Here is a 19,216-nt window from a genome sequence, read left to right as displayed (position 1 = left end):
CCCACCATCCGCACTGATCGCCGCGCTGGGCGGCGGCTGGAGTTCGGACCAGTTGAGCGAAGAGCCGACGGCGAGGTAACAGGGGAACCTCTGCAGGGGCAGCGGTGGGCTGAAGCACACCCCACACACCCGAGCAACCGTAGGGCGGGCTGAAGCCCACCCTACACGCCCCGGCAACCGTAGGGTGGGCTTCAGCCCACCATTCTGCACGTCAGCCCACCATCCGCACTTCAGCCACGACCCCACTTCCGTCCTCCGCCGCTTCCTTCTCGATCCAGCGCAGGAACGCCTGCACCGCCGGTTGCCGCTCCCGTCCGGGTACGCACACCGCGCGGTACTGCGGGCCGGGCAGGGTGACGTCGCTGCGATAGGGCTGCAGCAGGCCAGTGGCGACGCTGTCCGAGGCCAGCACCGAGCTGGCCAGCACCAGGCCCTGGCCGGAGATCGCCGCCTGCAGCGCATAGTGCTCGTCCGGGTAATCGCGCCGCGCGGCCTGCGCCACCCAGTCCTCGCCGATGGCCGCGTTCCAGTCTTCCCAGCTCGGCAGCTCGCCGACCTGCGGCGTGGTCCAGGCCACGTTGATCAGCTCCACCCCGGCTTCCGGCAGGCTCGCCAGCAACTGCGGCGTGCCGTAGGCGCAGAAGTGTTCGCTCATCAGCGGGAAGCGCAGCAACTGCGGAACCTCCTCGAAACCGCAGCGGATCGCCAGGTCGATGCTGGCATCGCGCTGCAGGTCGGCGAGGCCGTTGCTGGTCTCGATGCGCACACGGATCTGCGGGTGCTTGCGGTAGAAGCGGCCGAGGCGGGGAATCAGCCAGAGCGCCGCGAACGCCGGGGTGGTGGTCAGGCTCAGGCTGTCGTCGCGGCCCACCGGCTGGAAGCTTTCCAGGCTGCGGCTGATCTCCAGAAAGGCGCCGTGCAGGCTGCGCTGCAGGCGCTCGCCGTCGGCGCTGAGGCTGACGCGCCGGCCAAGGCGCTCGAACAGCGAGACCCCGAGCAGTTCCTCCAGCGCACGAATCTGGTGGGACACCGCGGTGGGGGTGACGCAGAGCTCTTCGGCGGCGCCCTTGAAGCTGGCGAGGCGCGCGGCGGACTCGAAGGTGCGCAGGGCGGTGAGCGGCAAACGGGCGAACACGGCAATCCCTCGGATGATTTTAATTAACCTGAAGAGACTACAGCTCATTTGTCCCTCGCGCACCGCCCACATAGAGTCTCGTCCATGAGCGCAGCTGATTCGCCGCGCAGCACCGAACGTGGAGATGAAATCATGCAAGGCACCAAACGAAAGGTCGTCCAGGCGCTGCTTTACGAGCTTTGCGCGATGGGTTTCGTGTCGCCCGCGATCGCGTTCGCCTTCGACCGCAGCATGAGTTATTCGGGGATTCTGGCGGTGATGCTGTCATCCATCGCGATGTCCTGGAACATGCTGTTCAACGCCCTGTTCGAGCGCTGGGAAGCGCGCCAGCCGAGTCGCGAACGCACCCTGCGCCGGCGCCTGCTGCATTCGCTGGGTTTCGAGGGCGGCCTGACCCTGCTGCTGGTCCCGGTGATGGCCTGGTGGCTGGAGATCAGCCTGGTCGCCGCGCTGTTCACCGATATTGGTCTGCTGGCGTTCTTCTTCGCCTACGCGTTCGTCTTCCAGTGGTGTTTCGACCGCCTGTTCGGCGTGCCGGACTCGGCGCGCGACGTGCCGGGGTGTGCCTGAGCGTCCGCCGTAGGGTGCGCCGTGCGCACCGAATCATGCGAAGTGGTCCCCGGTGCGCATGGCGCACCCTACGTCGTGCTCCGCTGCCCGTAGGGTGCGCCGCGCGCACCGCGTTACGCCGAGCAGGCTTCACCTTTCCCAAGCCCAAAAAAAACCCCACGGCCAGGAGCGGTATCCGTGAGGTTGGAAAAAGCCGGCCAGGGGCAGCCGGCTCGGAGGAGCTCGATCAGCCCTGCAGTTGCCACCCGCCGCCAAGGGCCTTGTAGATGGAAACGATGCCGCGATAGAGGTCGATCTCGGCCTGCGCCTGCGCGTCTTCGGCGGCCAGGCGCTCGCGTTCAGCGTCCAGCAGCACGAGGAAATCGACGGTGCCTTCGCGATAGCGGATGCCGGCCTGCTCGGCCGCCGCGCGGCTGGCTTCGGACTGGCGGATCAGCGCGAGCAGGCGTTGCTGAGTCTTGCCGTAGTCGCTGAAGGCGTTCTCCGACTCTTCCAGCGCCAACAGCACCTGCTGCTCGTAGTTGGCCAGCGCGCCTTCGCTGTCGGCCTTGGCGCCGCGCAGACGGGCACGCACGCTGCCGAGGTCGAAGGCCGCCCAGGTGATCGTCGGGCCGAGGCCCCAGGCCTGCGCCGCGCTGGAGCCGATCTGCGAGCCGCGGCCGGCGGTGAAGCCGAGGAACCCGGACAGGCTGACCCGCGGGAACAGGTCCGCGGTGGCCACGCCGATGTTGGCGGTGGAGGCCGCCAATTGGCGCTCGGCGGCACGCACGTCCGGACGACGGCGCAGCAGCTCGGCCGGATCGCCCACCGGCAGCGCCTTGGAAATGCTCGGCAGCTTCTTCGGCGAGAGGTCCACGGTCAGCTCGGCAGGACGCTGGCCGAGCAGGGTGGCGATGCGGTTGCGCGCGCGGACCTGTTCGGCCTGCAGCACCGGCAGGCTGGCCTCGACGGCGGCGACCCGCGCATCGGAACGCAACACGTCCAGCTCGCTGCCGACGCCGGCGTCGCGCAGGTCGACCGTGACGCCACGCGAGGCGCGCTGGTTCTTCAGGTTGTCGCTGGCGATCTGCTCGCGCAGCTGGGCACCGCGCAGGTCACCGTAGGCATCCACCAGTTCGGCGATCAGGCTGACCTGCAGTTGGTACAGCTCCGCTTCGGAGACCTCGATCTGCGCTTCGCTGGCTTCCAGCTGGCGCTGGATACGACCGAACAGGTCGACCTCCCAGGCCATGTCCAGGCCCAGGTCGTAGCGCTCGAGGTTGACCCGGTCGGAGGTCTGCCCGGGCTGCTGGCCCTTGCCGATTTCCGAACTGGCGCGGCTGGTGACGGTGGGCAGGTTGTCGTTGGCGACGTCGTCGCGGATCGCCCGGGCCGCCTTGAGGCGGGCGAAGGCGACGCGCAGCTCGCGGTTCTGGCCGAGCGCCTCGGTGACCAGCGAATCGAGGATCGGGTCCTCGAACTGCTGCCACCAGGCGGCCTCGAAGCGGCTGTGGTCATAGTCCGTGCTCTGCGCGGCGGTGACCAGCGCCGCCTCGGTCTGCGGCGCCTTGTAGTCCGGGCCCACCGCACAGGCGCTCAGCGCGAGGACGAGCAGGGTAGGGGCGAAGATCGCTTTCATGCGTGCAGCTCCTGCGAACGGGCCTTGCGGGCCTCGCGCTTCTCGACGAAGGCGCGGATCAGTACATAGAACACCGGGGTCAGCAGCAGGCCGAAGAAGGTCACGCCGAGCATCCCGGAGAACACCGCGACCCCCATGGCGTGGCGCATCTCGGCGCCGGCGCCGGAGGAAAGCACCAGCGGCACCACACCCATGATGAAGGCGATGGAGGTCATCAGGATCGGCCGCAGACGCAGGCGGCAGGCTTCCAGGATCGCCGCCATGCGGTCCATGCCTTCTTCCTGCTTGTCCTTGGCGAACTCGACGATGAGGATCGCGTTCTTGCACGCCAGGCCCACCAGTACGATCAATCCGATCTGGGTGAAGATGTTGTTGTCGCCACCGGAGAGGATCACCCCGCTGATCGCCGAAACCAGCGTCATCGGCACGATCAGGATCACCGCCAGCGGCAGGCTCCAGCTTTCGTACTGCGCCGCGAGCACCAGGAACGCCAGCAGCACGCAGAGCGGGAAGACGAACAGCGCGGTATTGCCGGCGAGAATCTGCTGGTAGGTCAGGTCGGTCCACTCGTAGGTGATGCCGATCGGCAGTTCTTCCTTGAGCAGGCGACTGATCGCCGCTTCCGCCTGGCCGGAGCTATAGCCCGGCGCCGGTGCACCGTTGATCTCGGCGGTGACGAAACCGTTGTAGTGCATGACCCGGTCGGGACCGGAGGTACCGTCGACCTTGACGAAGCTGGACAGCGGGATCATCTCGCCACGGTCGTTGCGCACCTTCAACTGGCCGATCTGCTCGGGCTCGAGGCGGAACTGCTGCTCGGCCTGCACGTTGACCTGGTAGGTCCGGCCAAAACGGTTGAAATCGTTGGCGTACAGCGAACCGAGGTAGACCTGCAGGGTGTCGAAGATGTCGCTGATCGCCACGCCGTGGGTCTTGGCCTTGTCGCGGTCGATTGCGGCCTCGACCTGCGGCACGTTCACCTGGTAGCTGGAGAACACCGACATGGGCGCCAGTTCAGGCAGCTGACGGGCCTTGTTGATGACGTTCTGGGTCTGCTTGTACAGCTCGTCGTAGCCGAGGTTGCCGCGGTCCTGCACCTGCAGGCGGAAGCCCCCGATGGTGCCCAGGCCCATTACCGGCGGCGGCGGGAAGATCGCGATGTAGGCATCCTGAATCCCGCCGTACTGCGCGTTCATGTCGGCGACGATCGAGGCGGCGGACAGCGAAGGGTCCTTGCGCTGGTCGAAATCCTTGAGCGCGAAGAACACCACGCCGCTGTTCGGGCTGTTGGTGAAGCCGTTGATGTTCAGGCCGGGGAAGGCAACGCTGTGGTCGATGCCGGGGTTCTTCAGGGCGAGTTCGGACATCTTGCGGATCACCGACTCGGTGCGGTCGAGGCTCGCCGCATCGGGCAACTGGGCGAAGGCCACCAGGTACTGCTTGTCCTGCTGCGGCACGAAACCGGTCGGCGTGCTGGCGAAGCCCGCCCAGCCGAGGCCGAGCAGCCCGAGGTAGACCACCAGGGCGATGCCGCTGCCGCGCAGTACGCGCTTCACGGTGCCGACGTAGCCGTTGCTGGCGCGGTCGAAGAAGCGGTTGAACGGACGGAACAGCCAGCCACCGAAGATCGTGTCCAGGACACGCGAGAAGCGGTCCTTCGGCGCATCGTGGTCACGCAGCAGCACCGCGGCCAGGGCAGGCGAGAGGGTCAGCGAGTTGAACGCCGAGATGATCGTCGAGATGGCGATGGTCAGCGCGAACTGCTTGTAGAACTGCCCGGTGAGGCCGGAAATGAACGCGGTCGGCACGAACACGGCGCACAGCACCAGCGCGGTGGCGATGATCGGCCCGGTGACTTCGCCCATGGCTTTCTTGGTCGCTTCGACCGGTTTCAGCCCGAGGCCGATGTTCCGCTCGACGTTTTCCACCACCACGATGGCGTCGTCCACCACGATGCCGATCGCCAGCACCAGGCCGAACAGAGACAACGCGTTGAGCGAGAAGCCGAACATGTGCATGACCGCGAAGGTGCCGATCAGCGAGACCGGCACGGCGGCCAGCGGGATGATCGAGGCACGCCAGGTCTGCAGGAACAGGATCACCACCAGCACCACCAGCAGCAGCGCTTCGAACAGCGTGTGCACCACCGCCTCGATGGAACCACGAACGAAGATGGTCGGGTCGTAGACGATCGAATAGTCCATGCCCTGCGGGAAGGATTTCTTCAGTTCAGCCATCTTAGCGCGGACCTGGTTGGACACCTCGATGGCGTTCGAGCCCGGACGCTGGAAGATCGGGATGGCGACGGCCGGCTGGTTGTCCAGCAGCGAACGCAGGGCGTACTGGGCGGAACCCAGCTCGACCCGTGCTATGTCGCGCAGGCGGGTGATCTCGCCGTTCGGGCCGCTGCGGATGATGATGTTCTCGAACTCTTCCTCGCTGACCAGGCGACCCTGGGTGTTCACCGACAGCTGGAAGCTGGTGTCGCCGGGCGACGGCGGCGCGCCGAGCTGGCCGGCGGCGACCTGGCGGTTCTGCTCGCGAATCGCGGTGACCACGTCGGTGGCGGTCAGGTTGCGCTGGGCGACCTTGGCCGGATCCAGCCACACGCGCAGCGAGTACTCGCCAAGGCCGAACAGCTGCACGTCACCGACGCCGCCGAGGCGGGCCAGTTCGTCCTTCACGTTGAGCACCGCGTAGTTCGACAGGTAGAGCATGTCGTAGCGGTCATCCGGCGAGGTCAGGTGGACCACCATGGTCAGCTCGGGGGAGCTCTTGTCCACGGTGATACCGATCCGGGTGACCTCCTCGGGCAGCTTGGGCTGGGTCCGCGTCACGCGGTTCTGCACCTGCACCTGGGCGTTGTCCAGGTCGGTGCCGAGGGCGAAGGTCACGGTCAGCGTCATCTTGCCGTCGGCGGTGGCCTGGGACGACATGTAGAGCATGCCTTCGACGCCGGTGATCGCCTGTTCCAGCGGCGCGGCGACGGTTTCGCCGATCACCTTGGGGTTGGCGCCCGGGAAGTTGGCGCGCACCACCACGGTGGGCGGCACGACTTCCGGGTACTCGCTGATCGGCAGCTGGAACAGCGAGATGGCGCCGCCGATCAGGATGATCAGCGACAGCACCGCGGCGAAGATCGGCCGCTGGATGAAGAACTGGGAGAAGTTCATCGGGGTATTCCTTTGTGAAACGAACAGGCACAGCCGTTCCCCGCCCCCTCGGATCGAGAGAACGGGTGGAGGCATTCCAGGTGGTTAACGGACGGGCGACCCGTCCGGACCTCTCCGAAGAGAGGCAGAACGGCTTACTTCAGGCTGACCTTTAGCGCTTCCGGCTTGCCTGGCCGCTGGGCCAGGGCTTCGCGTTGCTCTTTCAGCGCGGAGAGTGTCTGCTCGCTGGCCATCGGCACGGTTTCCGGGTCCACCGGTGCACCGGGGAATGCCCGCTGCAGGCCGTTGACGACGATCCGCTCACCCTTTTCCAGGCCCTTGCGGACGATCCGTAGACCTTCCAGCTTGGGGCCCAGCTCGACCGGCCGGTAGGCGACCTTGCTGTCGGCATCGAGCACCAGGACGAATTTCTTGCCGAGGTCGGTGCCCACGGCGACATCCTGGATCAGCATGGCGTCGTAGGTGTTGCTACCCACCAGCTTGAGCCGCGCATAGAGGCCCGGGGTGAACTGGCCGTCCTTGTTGTCGAACACGGCGCGACCACGGATGGTGCCGGTGCGCGGGTTGACCTGGTTGTCGAGGAAGTCCAGCTGGCCCAGATGCGGGGTGCCGTCTTCGCTGGTCAGGCCCAGGTAGACCGGGCTGGCATCGCGGGTGTCGGCGCCGCGGCTGCGGGCGAGGGCGGAATACTTGAGGAAGGCGCGTTCGTCGGCGTCGAAGTAGGCATACACCTTGTCGGTCGAGACCAGCGAGGTGAGCAGTGACTGACCGGCATTGACCAGGTTGCCCGCGGTGATCTCGGCGCGACCGACGCGACCGTCGATGGGCGCGGTGACACGGGTGAAACCGAGATCAAGGCGGGCGTTTTCCAGTTGCGCCTGGATGGCCGCGACCGCGGCCTTGGCCTCGGCAGCGGTGCTGGTGCGGGCGTCGGCGAGCTCGGCGGAAATCGCGTTACTCTGGCGCAGACGGTCGCCGCGACGGGCTTCGTTATCGGCGCGGCTCAGCGCGGCGCGGGCTTGTTGCAGTTGCGCCTGCAGGCGTTCGACCTCGGCCTGGAAGGGGCGCGGATCGATCTGGAACAGCAGGTCGCCTTTCTTCACCAGCGAGCCTTCCTCGAAGGCCACCTTGTCGACGTAACCGGAAACGCGCGGACGGATTTCCACCGACTCGGGGGCTTCCAGGCGACCGGTGAACTCGTCCCACTCGTTGACCGGTTGTTCGATCACCTCGGCGACGCTGACTTTCGGCACCGGCATCTGCTGGGCGGTTTCCGTGTTCTTGCCACAGGCAGTCAATACCAGCAGAGCCGCGAGGCTCAGCGGCAGACGCCAGAGTGAATTGATTGACTGTTCCATAGGGTTGCTCCGCCAGACGATTGCTGAATGGAGCGGAGTCTGCTTCGGAGGCCACGGCTAGGCGAATCGAACGAGCCGAATGTGATTATCGATATGGCTGATGGATACATCTCGCGATATCGATAGTTCCATCACAGGTGTTTCCGCGCGCGTCGAATCGCCCGCGGTTGCCGGTCAGAGGCTGTCCGGATCACCGATGAACATCTGGATGCGCGAACGCAGCCAGCGTTCGGCCGGGTCGTTGTCCTGGGCGCCGCGCCAGGCCATCGACAGCTCGAAGGAGCGGGTGCTGTCGAACGGCAGCGGCTCGACGCGCAGCCCGCCTCCGGCGGCCATCACGTCGGCGGCGTAGTCCGGCACAGTGGCGATGATGTCGGTGCCGGCGATCAGCGTGCTCAGGCCGTTGAACTGAGGCACGGCGAGCACCACGCGGCGCTTGCAGTTGACCAGTTCGAGTTCCTCGTCGATGAAGCCGTTGAGGTCCCCGGCGAACGAGACCATCGCGTGCGGCCTCGAGCAGAAATCCTCCAGCGTCAACGGGCCGGGAATCGAGTCGGCGCGCAGCACCTTGGGTTTGCTGCGGCGCAGGACCTTGCGCTTGGCGTTGGCCGGCAGCTCGTCGGTGTAGCTGACGCCAACGGAAATCTCGCCCGAGGCCAGCAGGTTCGGCATCAACAGGTAGTTGGCGCGACGCACCACCAGCACCACGCCGGGGGCCTCGGTTCGGATGCGGCGCAGCAGCGGCGGCAGCAGGGCGAACTCGACTTCATCGGAGAGGCCGATGCGGAACACCAGGTTGCTGGTGGACGGCTCGAACTCGCTGGCACGGCTGACCGCAGTGGAAATCGAATCCAGCGCCGGCGAGAGCAGGGCGAAGATTTCCTGCGCCCGCGCGGTCGGTTCCATGCTGCGTCCGGTGCGCACGAACAAGGCGTCGTCGAACAGGCTGCGCAGGCGGGACAACGCCGCGCTGATCGCCGGCTGACCGAGGAACAGCTTCTCCGCGGCGCGGGTCACACTGCGCTCGTGCATCAGCGTCTCGAAGACGATCAGCAGGTTGAGGTCGAGGCGACGCAAGTCGTTGCGGTTCATTCCCTTCACTCGCGGCACGGGGTCTAGGCGGGGCTCCCGGACGTACGCCGGGCATTTTTTTCGTTTCGGCATCTTACTCAGCCGGGCCTGGATTTGAAGGCTTTTTTGCAGCCTGCCGGCACATCGAATCACTGCCAGGCATGACCACTATCGATGCCGACAGGTAGAGTTGCCTCCCTTCAACGGATAAAGTCCGTAGGCATTGAGAGTGAATTCGAGGTATGCGATGAACCGCGTGATCCGTTTCCACCAGTTCGGTCCGGCCGATGTGCTGAGGATCGAAGAACAGTCTGTTCGCCAGCCGAATGCCGGTGAAGTGCTGGTGCGTGTCGAGGCGATCGGCGTCAATTGGGGCGATGTGCTCTGGCGCCAGGACCTGGCACCGCAGCATGCGCAACTCCCCGCGGGGCTCGGCAGCGAGCTGGCCGGCGAGGTCATCGCGATCGGTAGCGAAGTCACTCGTTTCAAGGTCGGCGACCGTGTCGCGAGCTTCCTGGGCCACAGCGTCAACGAGTATCCGGCGTATGGCGAATGCATGCTGATGCCGAGCACTTCGCTGACCCATTATCCGGACGTGCTCAGCGCCGAGCAGGCCGCGGTGCACTACATGCCGCTGCTGATCGCCTTCCTGGGCTTCACCGAGCTGGCGCGAATGAAGGCCGGCCAGCGGGTACTGATCACCGATGCCAGCCACTGTTCGGGGCCATCCTCGATCCAGATGGCCAAGGCGCTGGGCGCCCAGGTGTTCGCCACCAGCGACACCTCGGACGATCGCGACTACCTGATCGGCCTCGGCGCCGACAAGGTCATCGCCACCGAGGAAGAAGACCTGGTCGGACGCCTCAAGAAGCTCACCGACGGGCACGGCGTGGATGTGGTGCTGGATGCCTGCGGCGGCCCGCAGATGGGCCTGCTCGGCGACATCATGGCGCCGCGCGGCAAGCTGATCCTCTACGGACTGAACGGCGGCAACCAGACACCGTTTCCGGCCTGTGCGGCGTTCGAGAAGAACTTCAAGTTCTTCGTGCACTGCCTGGTGGATTTCACCGGCAGCCCGGAGCTGGGCATCCAGCCGGACCACGAGGTGGTCGAGCGGGCGCTGGCGCAGATCAACCAGCTGACCCGCGACGGGCTGCTGCGGGCGAACATCGACAAGGTCTTCGCGTTCGACGACGTGGTCGCGGCGCACCAGTACCTGGAAAGCGGCGACTGCCGTGGCCGGGTCGTGCTGAAGGTCTGATGCGCGTTTCGTGATACACAATGCCGCCTTCGGGCGGCATTTTTTTTGCGCGCCGGAAGCCGCGGTAGCCCGGACGGCGGCGCCTGACGGCTGGTCGTCCCGGCGAAACTTTTTTTCGCCCGGCCCACTCCTCATAGGACGTGAGAAACGAGGAGAGCGACATGCCGAGGGTAATCTGGAAGGGCGCGGTGAGTTTCGGCCTGGTGCACATTCCCGTGGCGCTGGTGCCGGCGACTACGCGCCAGGGCGTCGACTTCGACTGGCTGGACAAGCGCAGCATGGACCCGGTGGGCTACAAGCGGATCAACAAGGTCACCGGCAAGGACATCGAGAAGGAAAACATCGTCAAGGGCGTCGAGCTGGAGAAGGGCAACTACGTGGTGATCAGCGAGGAGGAAATCCGCGCCGCGCACCCGAAAGTCACCCAGACCGTGGATATCGTCGCCTTCGTCGATGCCGAGAAAATCCCCTTCCTGTTCATCGATACGCCGTACTACCTGACACCCGACCGCCGCGGCGAGAAGGTTTACGCGCTGCTGCGCGAGGCGCTAGTAGCCACCGGCAAGGTCGGCCTGGCGAATGTCGTGCTGCACACCAAACAGCACCTGGCGGTGGTCATGCCGCTGGGCGAGGCGCTGGTGCTCAACACCCTGCGCTGGGCCGACGAGGTCCGCGGGATCGAGGCACTCGAACTGAAGGACGAGGCGATCAAGCCCGACCTGGCCAAGCGTGAACTGGACATGGCGACCCGGCTCATCGAGGAAATGAGCGAGGACTGGCAGCCGGAACAGTACAAGGACACCTTCCAGGAACAGATCATGGCGCTGGTGGAGCAGAAGGCGAAGGAGGGCAAGGTGGAAGCCGTCAGCGAGCCCGACGAAGACGGTGGCGAGCGTCGCAGCGCCGACGTGATCGACCTGACCGAACTGCTCAAGCGCAGCCTCGGCGCCAAGCCCGCCGCGAGCAAGCCGGCGGCGAAGGCGGCGCTAAAGAAAACCGAAAAGACCGAGAAAGCCGAAAAAGCCGAAAAACCGGCGCGCAAACCGGCGGCCAAAACGGCGACGAAACCGGCCGCAAGCCGTACAACGAAGAAAAAGGCCAGTTGAGCGGGCGGCTGTCGGAGAATGGCCGAACGCCCGCGCCGCAGAGGCCTCGCCGATCCATCGGTGGCAGCGACGGGCGTCGCGCAGGAGGAACTTTTGTCAGGCCTCCCGTTCGGAATTAACAGGGTCGCAGCGCACCGCGGCCATCTCTTTTCGGCCTCTCCTACCGCCTTCAACGATCAGCTTCTTGCCAGGGCGGCAGGCGAAGCAGTTCACCCGATGCGCCATTCAGGAGTCGCTCGATGCCAGATGCTCCCATCCACGATCCACGCGAACAGGGCACTCTGCTGACGCTGGATCGCGCCCTGCAACTGCCACGAATCGCCATCGAAGCGTGTCAGCCCACGCTCGATGAGGGCCGTTTCGCCGCCAAGACCATCGCCGGACAACCGGTGATCGTCGACGCGAAGATTTTCGCCGATGGCCACGACAAGCTCGGCGCCTGCATCGCCTGGCGCGCCGACGACGAAACCGAGTGGCACCGGGTGCCGCTCGCCGAGCTGGGCAACGACGCCTGGCAGGGGCACTTCACGCCGATCCGCGTCTGTCGCCACCATTTCGTCGTCGAAGCCTGGTGGGACCTGTTCGAGTCCTATCGCTACGAGTTGAGCAAGAAGCACGCAGCCGGCGTGTCCATCGACCTCGAAATCGAGGAAGGTCGCGCGCACCTGATGCGCGTCTTCGGCTTCGCCCAGGGCCAGGCCCGCGACGTGATCAGCGGACTGCTGGACAAGTTCGGCACGGCGCCGGACCAGACCGCCAGGGTCGCCGTGCTGCTCTCCGACGAGGCGGCGCAGGCGATGGCCGAGGCGGACGAAAAGAAGCACCTGGTGCGCAGCAACGTGTTCCCGCTGGAGGTGGAGCGCACGCAAAGCCAGTTCGCCAGCTGGTACGAGCTGTTCCCGCGCTCGCAGACCGACGACCCGGCGCGCCACGGCACCTTCAACGATGTCATCGGCCAGTTGCCGCGCATCCGCGACATGGGCTTCGATGTTCTGTACTTCCCGCCGATCCATCCGATCGGCCGGGCGCATCGCAAGGGCCCGAACAACTCCCTGTTCGCCGGGCCGGACGATCCCGGCAGCCCGTATGCCATCGGTAGCGCCGACGGTGGCCACGAGGCGATCCATCCGCAACTCGGCAGCCGCGAGGATTTCCGCGAGCTGGTAGCCGCGGCGGCGGAGCACGGCCTGGAGATCGCTCTGGATTTCGCCATCCAGTGTTCCCAGGACCATCCCTGGCTCAAGGAGCATCCGGGCTGGTTCGCCTGGCGTCCGGACGGGACCATTCGCTACGCGGAGAACCCGCCGAAGAAGTACCAGGACATCGTCAACGTCGACTTCTACGCCGAAGACGCCATGCCCGACCTGTGGATCGCCCTGCGCGACGTGGTGGCCGGCTGGGTGGAAGAGAGCGTTAAGATTTTCCGCGTCGACAACCCGCACACCAAGCCGCTGCCCTTCTGGGAGTGGCTGATCGCCGATATCCGCCACAAGCATCCCGAGGTGCTGTTCCTCGCTGAGGCCTTCACCAAGCCGGCGATGATGGCGCGCCTGGGCAAGGCCGGCTTCAACCAGAGCTACACCTACTTCACCTGGCGCACCACCAAGGACGAGCTGACCAGCTACTACACCGAGCTGAACCAACCGCCGCTGCGCGACTGCTACCGACCGAATTTCTTCGTCAACACGCCGGATATCAACCCGGTGTTCCTGCATGAAAGCGGGCGCGCCGGATTTCTCATCCGCGCCGCCCTGGCGACCATGGGCTCCGGCCTGTGGGGCATGTATTCCGGCTTCGAGCTGTGCGAGGCCGCGCCGATACCGGGCAAGGAAGAGTACCTGGACTCCGAGAAGTACCAGCTGCGCCCGCGCGACTACACCGCGCCCGGCAACATCAGCGCCGAGATCGCCCAGCTCAACCGCATTCGCCGGCAGAACCCCGCGCTGCAGACGCACCTGGGCTTCCAGGCCTACACCGCCTGGAACGACAACATCTTCTACTTCGGCAAGCGCACGGCGGATCGTTCCAACTTCATCCTGGTCGCCGTCTGCCTCGATCCGTTCAACGCCCAGGAAGCGCACTTCGAGTTGCCGCTCTGGGAACTGGGCCTGCCCGACCATGCAGACACCCACGGTGAAGACCTGATGACCGGCCACCGCTGGACCTGGCACGGCAAGAACCAGTGGATGCGCATCGAACCCTGGCACCAGCCGTTCGGAATCTGGCGCATCAGCGCGAACTGAACCCAACCGCCTCACAGCGAGATTTCGGGCGCCGCGCGCCCGGCCAAGAAGGAAAGCCACGATGGCGAAGCCCAAGAAAAGCCCACGTTCCCGCAAGCCTGCCGCGTTCATCGATGATCCGCTCTGGTACAAGGACGCGGTCATCTACCAGGTCCATGTGAAATCCTTCTACGACTCCAACAACGACGGAATCGGCGATTTCCCCGGCCTGATCGAGAAGCTCGACTACATCGCCGAACTCGGCGTGAACACCATCTGGCTGCTGCCGTTCTACCCCTCGCCGCGCCGCGACGATGGCTACGACATCGCCGAATACCGTGGCATCCATCCCGACTACGGGACCATGGCCGACGCCCGCCGCTTCATCGCCGAGGCGCATGCCCGCGGGCTGCGGGTGATCACCGAGCTGGTCATCAACCACACCTCGGACCAGCACCCGTGGTTCCAGCGCGCGCGCAAGGCGAAGAAAGGCTCCAAGGCCCGCGACTTCTACGTCTGGTCCGATACCGACCAGAAGTACGACGGCACGCGGATCATCTTCCTCGATACCGAGAAATCCAACTGGACCTGGGACCCGGTCGCCCAGCAGTACTTCTGGCACCGTTTCTATTCGCACCAGCCGGATCTGAACTTCGACAACCCGCAGGTGATGAAGGCGGTGATCTCGATCATGCGCTACTGGCTGGACATGGGTATCGACGGCCTGCGCCTGGACGCGATTCCCTACCTGATCGAGCGCGACGGCACCAACAACGAGAACCTGCCGGAGACCCATGCGGTGCTCAAGCAGATCCGCGCCGAGATCGACGCCAACTATCCGGACCGCATGCTCCTGGCCGAGGCCAATCAGTGGCCGGAAGACACCCAGCTGTACTTTGGCGACGGCGACGAGTGCCACATGGCGTTCCACTTCCCGCTGATGCCGCGGATGTACATGGCGATCGCCCAGGAAGACCGCTTCCCGATCACCGACATCCTGCGCCAGACCCCGGAAATCCCGGCCAACTGCCAATGGTCGATCTTCCTGCGCAACCACGATGAGCTGACCCTGGAAATGGTCACCGACCGTGAGCGCGACTACCTGTGGAACTACTATGCCGCCGACCGCCGCGCACGCATCAACCTGGGCATCCGCCGCCGCCTGGCACCGCTGCTGGAGCGCGACCGCCGGCGCATCGAGTTGCTCAACAGCCTGCTGCTGTCGATGCCGGGCACCCCGACGCTGTACTACGGCGACGAGATCGGCATGGGCGACAACATCCACCTGGGCGACCGTGACGGCGTGCGTACGCCGATGCAGTGGTCGGTGGACCGCAACGGCGGCTTCTCGCGCGCCGACCCGGCCAGCCTGGTGCTGCCCTCGATCATGGATTCGCTGTACGGCTACCAGGCGATCAACGTCGAGGCACAGTCGCGCGATCCGCATTCGCTGCTCAACTGGACGCGGCGCATGCTCGCCGTGCGCAAGCAGCAGAAGGCCTTCGGCCGCGGCACGCTGAAGATGCTGGCGCCGAGCAACCGGCGCATCCTCGCCTACCTGCGCGAGTTCGACGGCCCCAACGGCGAACACGAAACCATCCTCTGCGTGGCCAACGTGTCCCGCGCCGCCCAGGCCGTCGAGCTGGACCTGTCCGCGCTGGAAGGCCGGGTACCGGTGGAAATGCTCGGTGGCAGCGCCTTCCCGCCCATCGGTCAACTGCCGTACCTGCTGACGCTGCCGCCCTATGGCTTCTACTGGTTCCTGCTGGCCTCCGAGGCGACCATGCCAAGCTGGCACCAGGTTCCGGTCGAAACGATGCCGGACTTCCCGACGCTGGTGCTCAAGCGCCGCGTCGAGGAACTGCTCGAGGAGCCGTCGCGCGGCGTGCTGGAAGGCACCTCGCTGCCGGCCTATCTGCCCAAGCGGCGCTGGTTCCCCGGCAAGGATTCGGTGATCAGGAACGTCAGGATCGCCTACGCGACGCGCCTGAACGACGGCCCACGGCCGATGCTGCTCAGCGAGATCGAGGTGGAAACCGATACCGCCACCAGCCGCTTCCAGCTGCCGCTCGGCTTCCTGCCGGAAGAGGAATTCGGCGCCGCGCTGCCGCAGCAACTCGCGCTGGCGCGCGTGCGCCGCGGTCGCCAGGTCGGCCTGCTGACCGACGCCTTCACCCTGGAGAGCTTCGTCCGTTCGGTGCTCCAGGCGTTGCGCGGCGAGCAGCAGGTGAGCAGCGAGGCCGGCGAAATCCGCTTCGTGCCTACGCCGCAGCTGGCGGCCATCGAGGAACCCGCCGAGTCCAGCGTGCGCTACCTGTCCGCCGAGCAATCCAACAGCTCGGTGGTGATCGGCGACTCGATGGTGCTCAAGCTGTTGCGCCGCGTGTCCGCCGGTGTGCATCCGGAACTGGAGATGGGCCTGTACCTCACCGCCGGGGAATTCCCCAACATCGCCGCGGTGCTGGGCGAAGTGCAGCGCATCGACGCCAACGGCGAAGGCCACGTGCTGATGATCCTGCAGCGCTACATGGCCAACCAGGGCGATGCCTGGGAATGGACGCAGAACAGCCTGGAACGGGCGATCCGTGATGAGATCGCTGGCGGGCTCTCCGGCCACGAGAACCAGTACAGCACCCTCGCGGAACTGCAGGATTTTTCGCGCCTGCTCGGGCAGCGCCTGGGCGAGATGCACAAGGTGCTCGCCGTGCCGACCGACAATGCCGACTTCAAGGCGGAGCCGACCAGCAAGAAGGACGGCGCCGCCCTGGCGAAGAGCATTCGCCAGCAGCTCGAACATGCATTCTCCCTTCTCGAAGGCCGCAGCGCTGTCGACGCGGAAACCGGCGAGGCCATCGCCGCGCTGCTCAAGCAACGCAAACGCCTGCTCGGCGCCGTCGATACGCTGGCCAAGCGGGCGGTGGGCGGCCTGCGCATCCGCGTGCATGGCGACCTGCACCTCGGCCAGGTGCTGGTGGTGAAAGGCGATGCCTACTTCATCGACTTCGAGGGCGAGCCGGCTCGGTCGCTGGCGGAGCGGCGCGCCAAGCACAGCCCGTACAAGGACGTCAGCGGCATCCTGCGCTCGTTCGACTACGCCGCCGCGATGGCGATCAGGAGCACACATACGGCGGACGTTTCCGCCGAGGCTGATGCCGCCCGACGCAAGATCGCCGAGACCTATCAGCAGACGGCTGGTCTGGTTTTCCTCGAAGCCTACCGGGCCGCCGCTGCCGATTTGCCGCACGCGTGGTCAGAGGAGGGTGGAGACGAGGCTGCGCTGGTATTGTTCAGCCTCGAGAAGGCCGCTTACGAGATTGCCTACGAAGCCGAGAACCGCCCGGCGTGGTTAAGCGTGCCGGTGCAGGGCCTGCTCGACCTGGCGCAACAGCTATCCGATGGAGACACCAACTCATGAGTGACCGCCCGGCCATTTCCCTCCCAGGGGTCGGCCTGCTGCCCGACGATTCCGCCGTGGAGGCGCTGATTCGCGCCGAGCATGGCGACCCGTTCTCGATTCTCGGCCCACACCCGGACCGCGACGGGCTGATCATCCGCGCCTACCTGCCCAACGCGCTGGGGGTGGATGTCCTCGAACGCGACACCGGCAACCGCATCTGCGCGATGGACCAGGCGCAGGCTCCCGGCCTGTATTTCTGCCGTCTCGACATCGCCCAGCCGTACCTGCTGCACATCCGCTGGGCGACCGGCGAGCAGATCACCGAAGACCCCTATAGCTATGGTGAGCTGCTGGGAGAAATGGACCTCTACCTGTTCGCCGAAGGCAATCACCGCGACCTCGGGCGCTGCCTCGGCGCGCAGGTGGTCACGCTCGGCGACGTCGAAGGCGTGCGCTTCGCCGTGTGGGCGCCCAATGCCCGGCGGGTCTCGGTGGTCGGCGCCTTCAACGGCTGGGACGGTCGTCGCCACCCAATGCGCCTGCGCCATCCGAGCGGGGTATGGGAGATCTTCATCCCGCGGCTGCAGCCCGGCGAACCCTACAAGTTCGAGCTGCTCGGCCAGGACGGCGTGCTGCCGCTGAAGGCGGACCCGATGGCGCTGTCCACGGAGACGCCGCCCAGCACCGCGTCCATCGTCGCCGCGCCGCTGCGCCACGACTGGCAGGACCGCGAGTGGATGGACCAACGCGGGCAGCGCCAGGCGCTGAGCGCCCCCTTGTCGATCTACGAACTGCACGCCGCCTCCTGGCGCCGCGAGGGCGGTGACGAAGGGCGCCTCTACAACTGGCGGGAACTGGCTGAACGGCTGATTCCCTATGTCCAGGAAATGGGCTTCACCCACATCGAACTGCTGCCGATCATGGAACACCCGTTCGGCGGCTCCTGGGGTTACCAGCCGCTGTCGCAGTTCGCCCCGAGCGGACGCTTCGGCACGCCACAGGACTTCACCGCCTTCGTCGACGCCTGCCACGGTGCCGGCATCGGTGTGATTCTCGACTGGGTGCCCGCGCATTTCCCCACCGACCCGCACGGCCTGGCGCGTTTCGACGGCACGGCGTTGTACGAGTACGAAAACCCGCTCGAAGGCTTCCACCAGGATTGGGAAACCTACATCTACAACCTCGGCCGCACCGAGGTGCACGGTTTCATGATCGCTTCGGCGCTGCACTGGCTGAAGGATTTCCACATCGACGCGTTGCGTGTGGATGCGGTGGCCTCGATGCTCTACCGTGACTATTCGCGCAAGCAGGGCGAATGGGTTCCGAACCGTTTCGGCGGGCGCGAGAACCTCGAAGCCATCGACTTCCTCCGCCACCTGAACGATGTGGTGAACGTCGAGGCGCCCGGCGCCCTGGTGATCGCCGAGGAATCCACCGCCTGGCCGGGCGTCAGCAAGCCGACGTCTGAAGGCGGGCTGGGCTTCGATTACAAATGGAACATGGGCTGGATGCACGACAGCCTCAAGTACATCGAAGAAGATTCGATCAACCGGCGCTATCACCATGACAAGCTGACGTTCGGCCTGCTGTACGCCTTCTCCGAACGCTTCGTGCTACCGATTTCCCATGACGAAGTGGTGCACGGCAAACGTTCGCTGATCGACAAGATGCCCGGCGACCGCTGGCAGAAGTTCGCCAACTTGCGTGCCTACCTGTCATTCATGTGGACGCATCCGGGCAAGAAGCTGCTGTTCATGGGCTGCGAGTTCGGCCAGTGGCGCGAATGGAGCCACGACCGCGAGCTGGACTGGTACCTGACGAAGTACGCCGATCACCAGGGCGTGCAGCGCCTGGTCAGCGACCTCAACCGGCTGTATCGCGAGCAGCCCGCGTTGCACGAGCGCGACTGCGATGCGGAAGGCTTCCAGTGGCTGATCGGGGACGACTCGGGGAATAGTGTTTACGCCTGGTTGCGCTGGAGCCTGGCGGGCGAGCCCTTGCTGGTGGTCGCCAACTTCACGCCGGTGCCACGTCACGGTTATCGCATCGGTGTGCCGCGTGAAGGCAACTGGCAGGAGCTGTTCAACAGTGACGCCGAATGCTACGCCGGCTCGAACCTGGGCAATTCAGGGGCGATCCTCGCCGAAAGCATCGACAGCCATGGGGAGAAGCAGTCGCTGTCACTCAACCTGCCACCGCTTGGCGTGCTGATCCTGCGCCCCGCCTGATCGACTCTCGCGCGCCGGGCTGGCGCGCCTTCCGCTGAAAAGCAAACGCCGGACATTATCGTCCGGCGTTTTGCATT

General features: G+C 65.7%; 11 protein-coding genes. 6 read left to right on the top strand and 5 right to left on the bottom strand.

The genetic code is table 11. From position 1 onward, the window contains the following. Positions 1–211: 211 nt before the first annotated feature. Positions 212–1,135 (bottom strand): LysR substrate-binding domain-containing protein, encoded by a 924-nt coding sequence (locus B2X67_RS15920; protein ID WP_286786078.1) that lies wholly within the window; start codon positions 1,133–1,135, stop codon positions 212–214. A gap of 132 nt (positions 1,136–1,267) precedes the next feature. Here B2X67_RS15920 and B2X67_RS15915 point away from each other — a divergent pair, with 132 nt between their 5' ends. After that, positions 1,268–1,705, top strand: coding sequence for a PACE efflux transporter (locus B2X67_RS15915; RefSeq protein WP_273230758.1), 438 nt, complete (start codon positions 1,268–1,270; stop codon positions 1,703–1,705). A 226-nt stretch (positions 1,706–1,931) separates the two neighbouring features. On the opposite strand, the gene B2X67_RS15910 is transcribed toward B2X67_RS15915, so the two are convergent. The 4 genes from B2X67_RS15910 to B2X67_RS15895 form a co-directional block, all read right to left on the bottom strand. Further along, positions 1,932–3,323, bottom strand: a complete 1,392-nt coding sequence (locus B2X67_RS15910) for an efflux transporter outer membrane subunit (RefSeq protein WP_273230681.1) — start codon at positions 3,321–3,323, stop codon at positions 1,932–1,934. Beyond that, entirely contained in the window at positions 3,320–6,496 is a 3,177-nt protein-coding gene (locus B2X67_RS15905; RefSeq protein ID WP_286786077.1) for an efflux RND transporter permease subunit, read from the bottom strand. The genes B2X67_RS15910 and B2X67_RS15905 overlap by 4 nt, the downstream gene beginning before the upstream one ends. Before the next feature lie 134 nt (positions 6,497–6,630). Continuing rightward, entirely contained in the window at positions 6,631–7,854 is a 1,224-nt protein-coding gene (mexE, locus tag B2X67_RS15900; RefSeq protein WP_286786076.1) for a multidrug efflux RND transporter periplasmic adaptor subunit MexE, read from the bottom strand. A gap of 174 nt (positions 7,855–8,028) precedes the next feature. Beyond that, positions 8,029–8,946, bottom strand: coding sequence for a LysR family transcriptional regulator (locus B2X67_RS15895; RefSeq protein WP_273230685.1), 918 nt, complete (start codon positions 8,944–8,946; stop codon positions 8,029–8,031). 226 nt (positions 8,947–9,172) lie between these two features. Here B2X67_RS15895 and B2X67_RS15890 point away from each other — a divergent pair, with 226 nt between their 5' ends. The 5 genes from B2X67_RS15890 (at position 9,173) to glgB (ending at position 19,139) form a co-directional block, all read left to right on the top strand. After that, on the top strand, positions 9,173–10,186 hold the full coding sequence (locus B2X67_RS15890; RefSeq protein ID WP_286786075.1) for a zinc-dependent alcohol dehydrogenase family protein: 1,014 nt from the start codon (positions 9,173–9,175) through the stop codon (positions 10,184–10,186). A 161-nt stretch (positions 10,187–10,347) separates the two neighbouring features. Further along, positions 10,348–11,292 carry a Ku protein gene (locus B2X67_RS15885; RefSeq protein ID WP_286786074.1) on the top strand — a complete coding sequence of 315 codons (945 nt, stop codon included), beginning with the start codon at positions 10,348–10,350 and terminating at the stop codon, positions 11,290–11,292. A 239-nt stretch (positions 11,293–11,531) separates the two neighbouring features. Next, positions 11,532–13,535 (top strand): alpha-1,4-glucan--maltose-1-phosphate maltosyltransferase, encoded by a 2,004-nt coding sequence (locus tag B2X67_RS15880; RefSeq protein WP_286786073.1) that lies wholly within the window; start codon positions 11,532–11,534, stop codon positions 13,533–13,535. A gap of 61 nt (positions 13,536–13,596) precedes the next feature. Beyond that, positions 13,597–16,929 (top strand): maltose alpha-D-glucosyltransferase, encoded by a 3,333-nt coding sequence (gene treS, locus B2X67_RS15875; RefSeq protein ID WP_286786072.1) that lies wholly within the window; start codon positions 13,597–13,599, stop codon positions 16,927–16,929. Further along, the gene (glgB, locus tag B2X67_RS15870; protein ID WP_286786071.1) at positions 16,926–19,139 is read left to right on the top strand and encodes a 1,4-alpha-glucan branching protein GlgB; all 2,214 of its coding nucleotides are present in this window, start codon (positions 16,926–16,928) and stop codon (positions 19,137–19,139) included. The genes treS and glgB overlap by 4 nt, the downstream gene beginning before the upstream one ends. Positions 19,140–19,216: the final 77 nt, after the last annotated feature.

Source organism: Pseudomonas sp. UBA3153, from assembly GCF_002364635.1.
GTDB lineage: Bacteria > Pseudomonadota > Gammaproteobacteria > Pseudomonadales > Pseudomonadaceae > Pseudomonas_O > Pseudomonas_O kuykendallii.
Note: the sequence above shows the minus strand (reverse complement) of the source record. Positions and strands in the feature narration are given on the sequence as shown.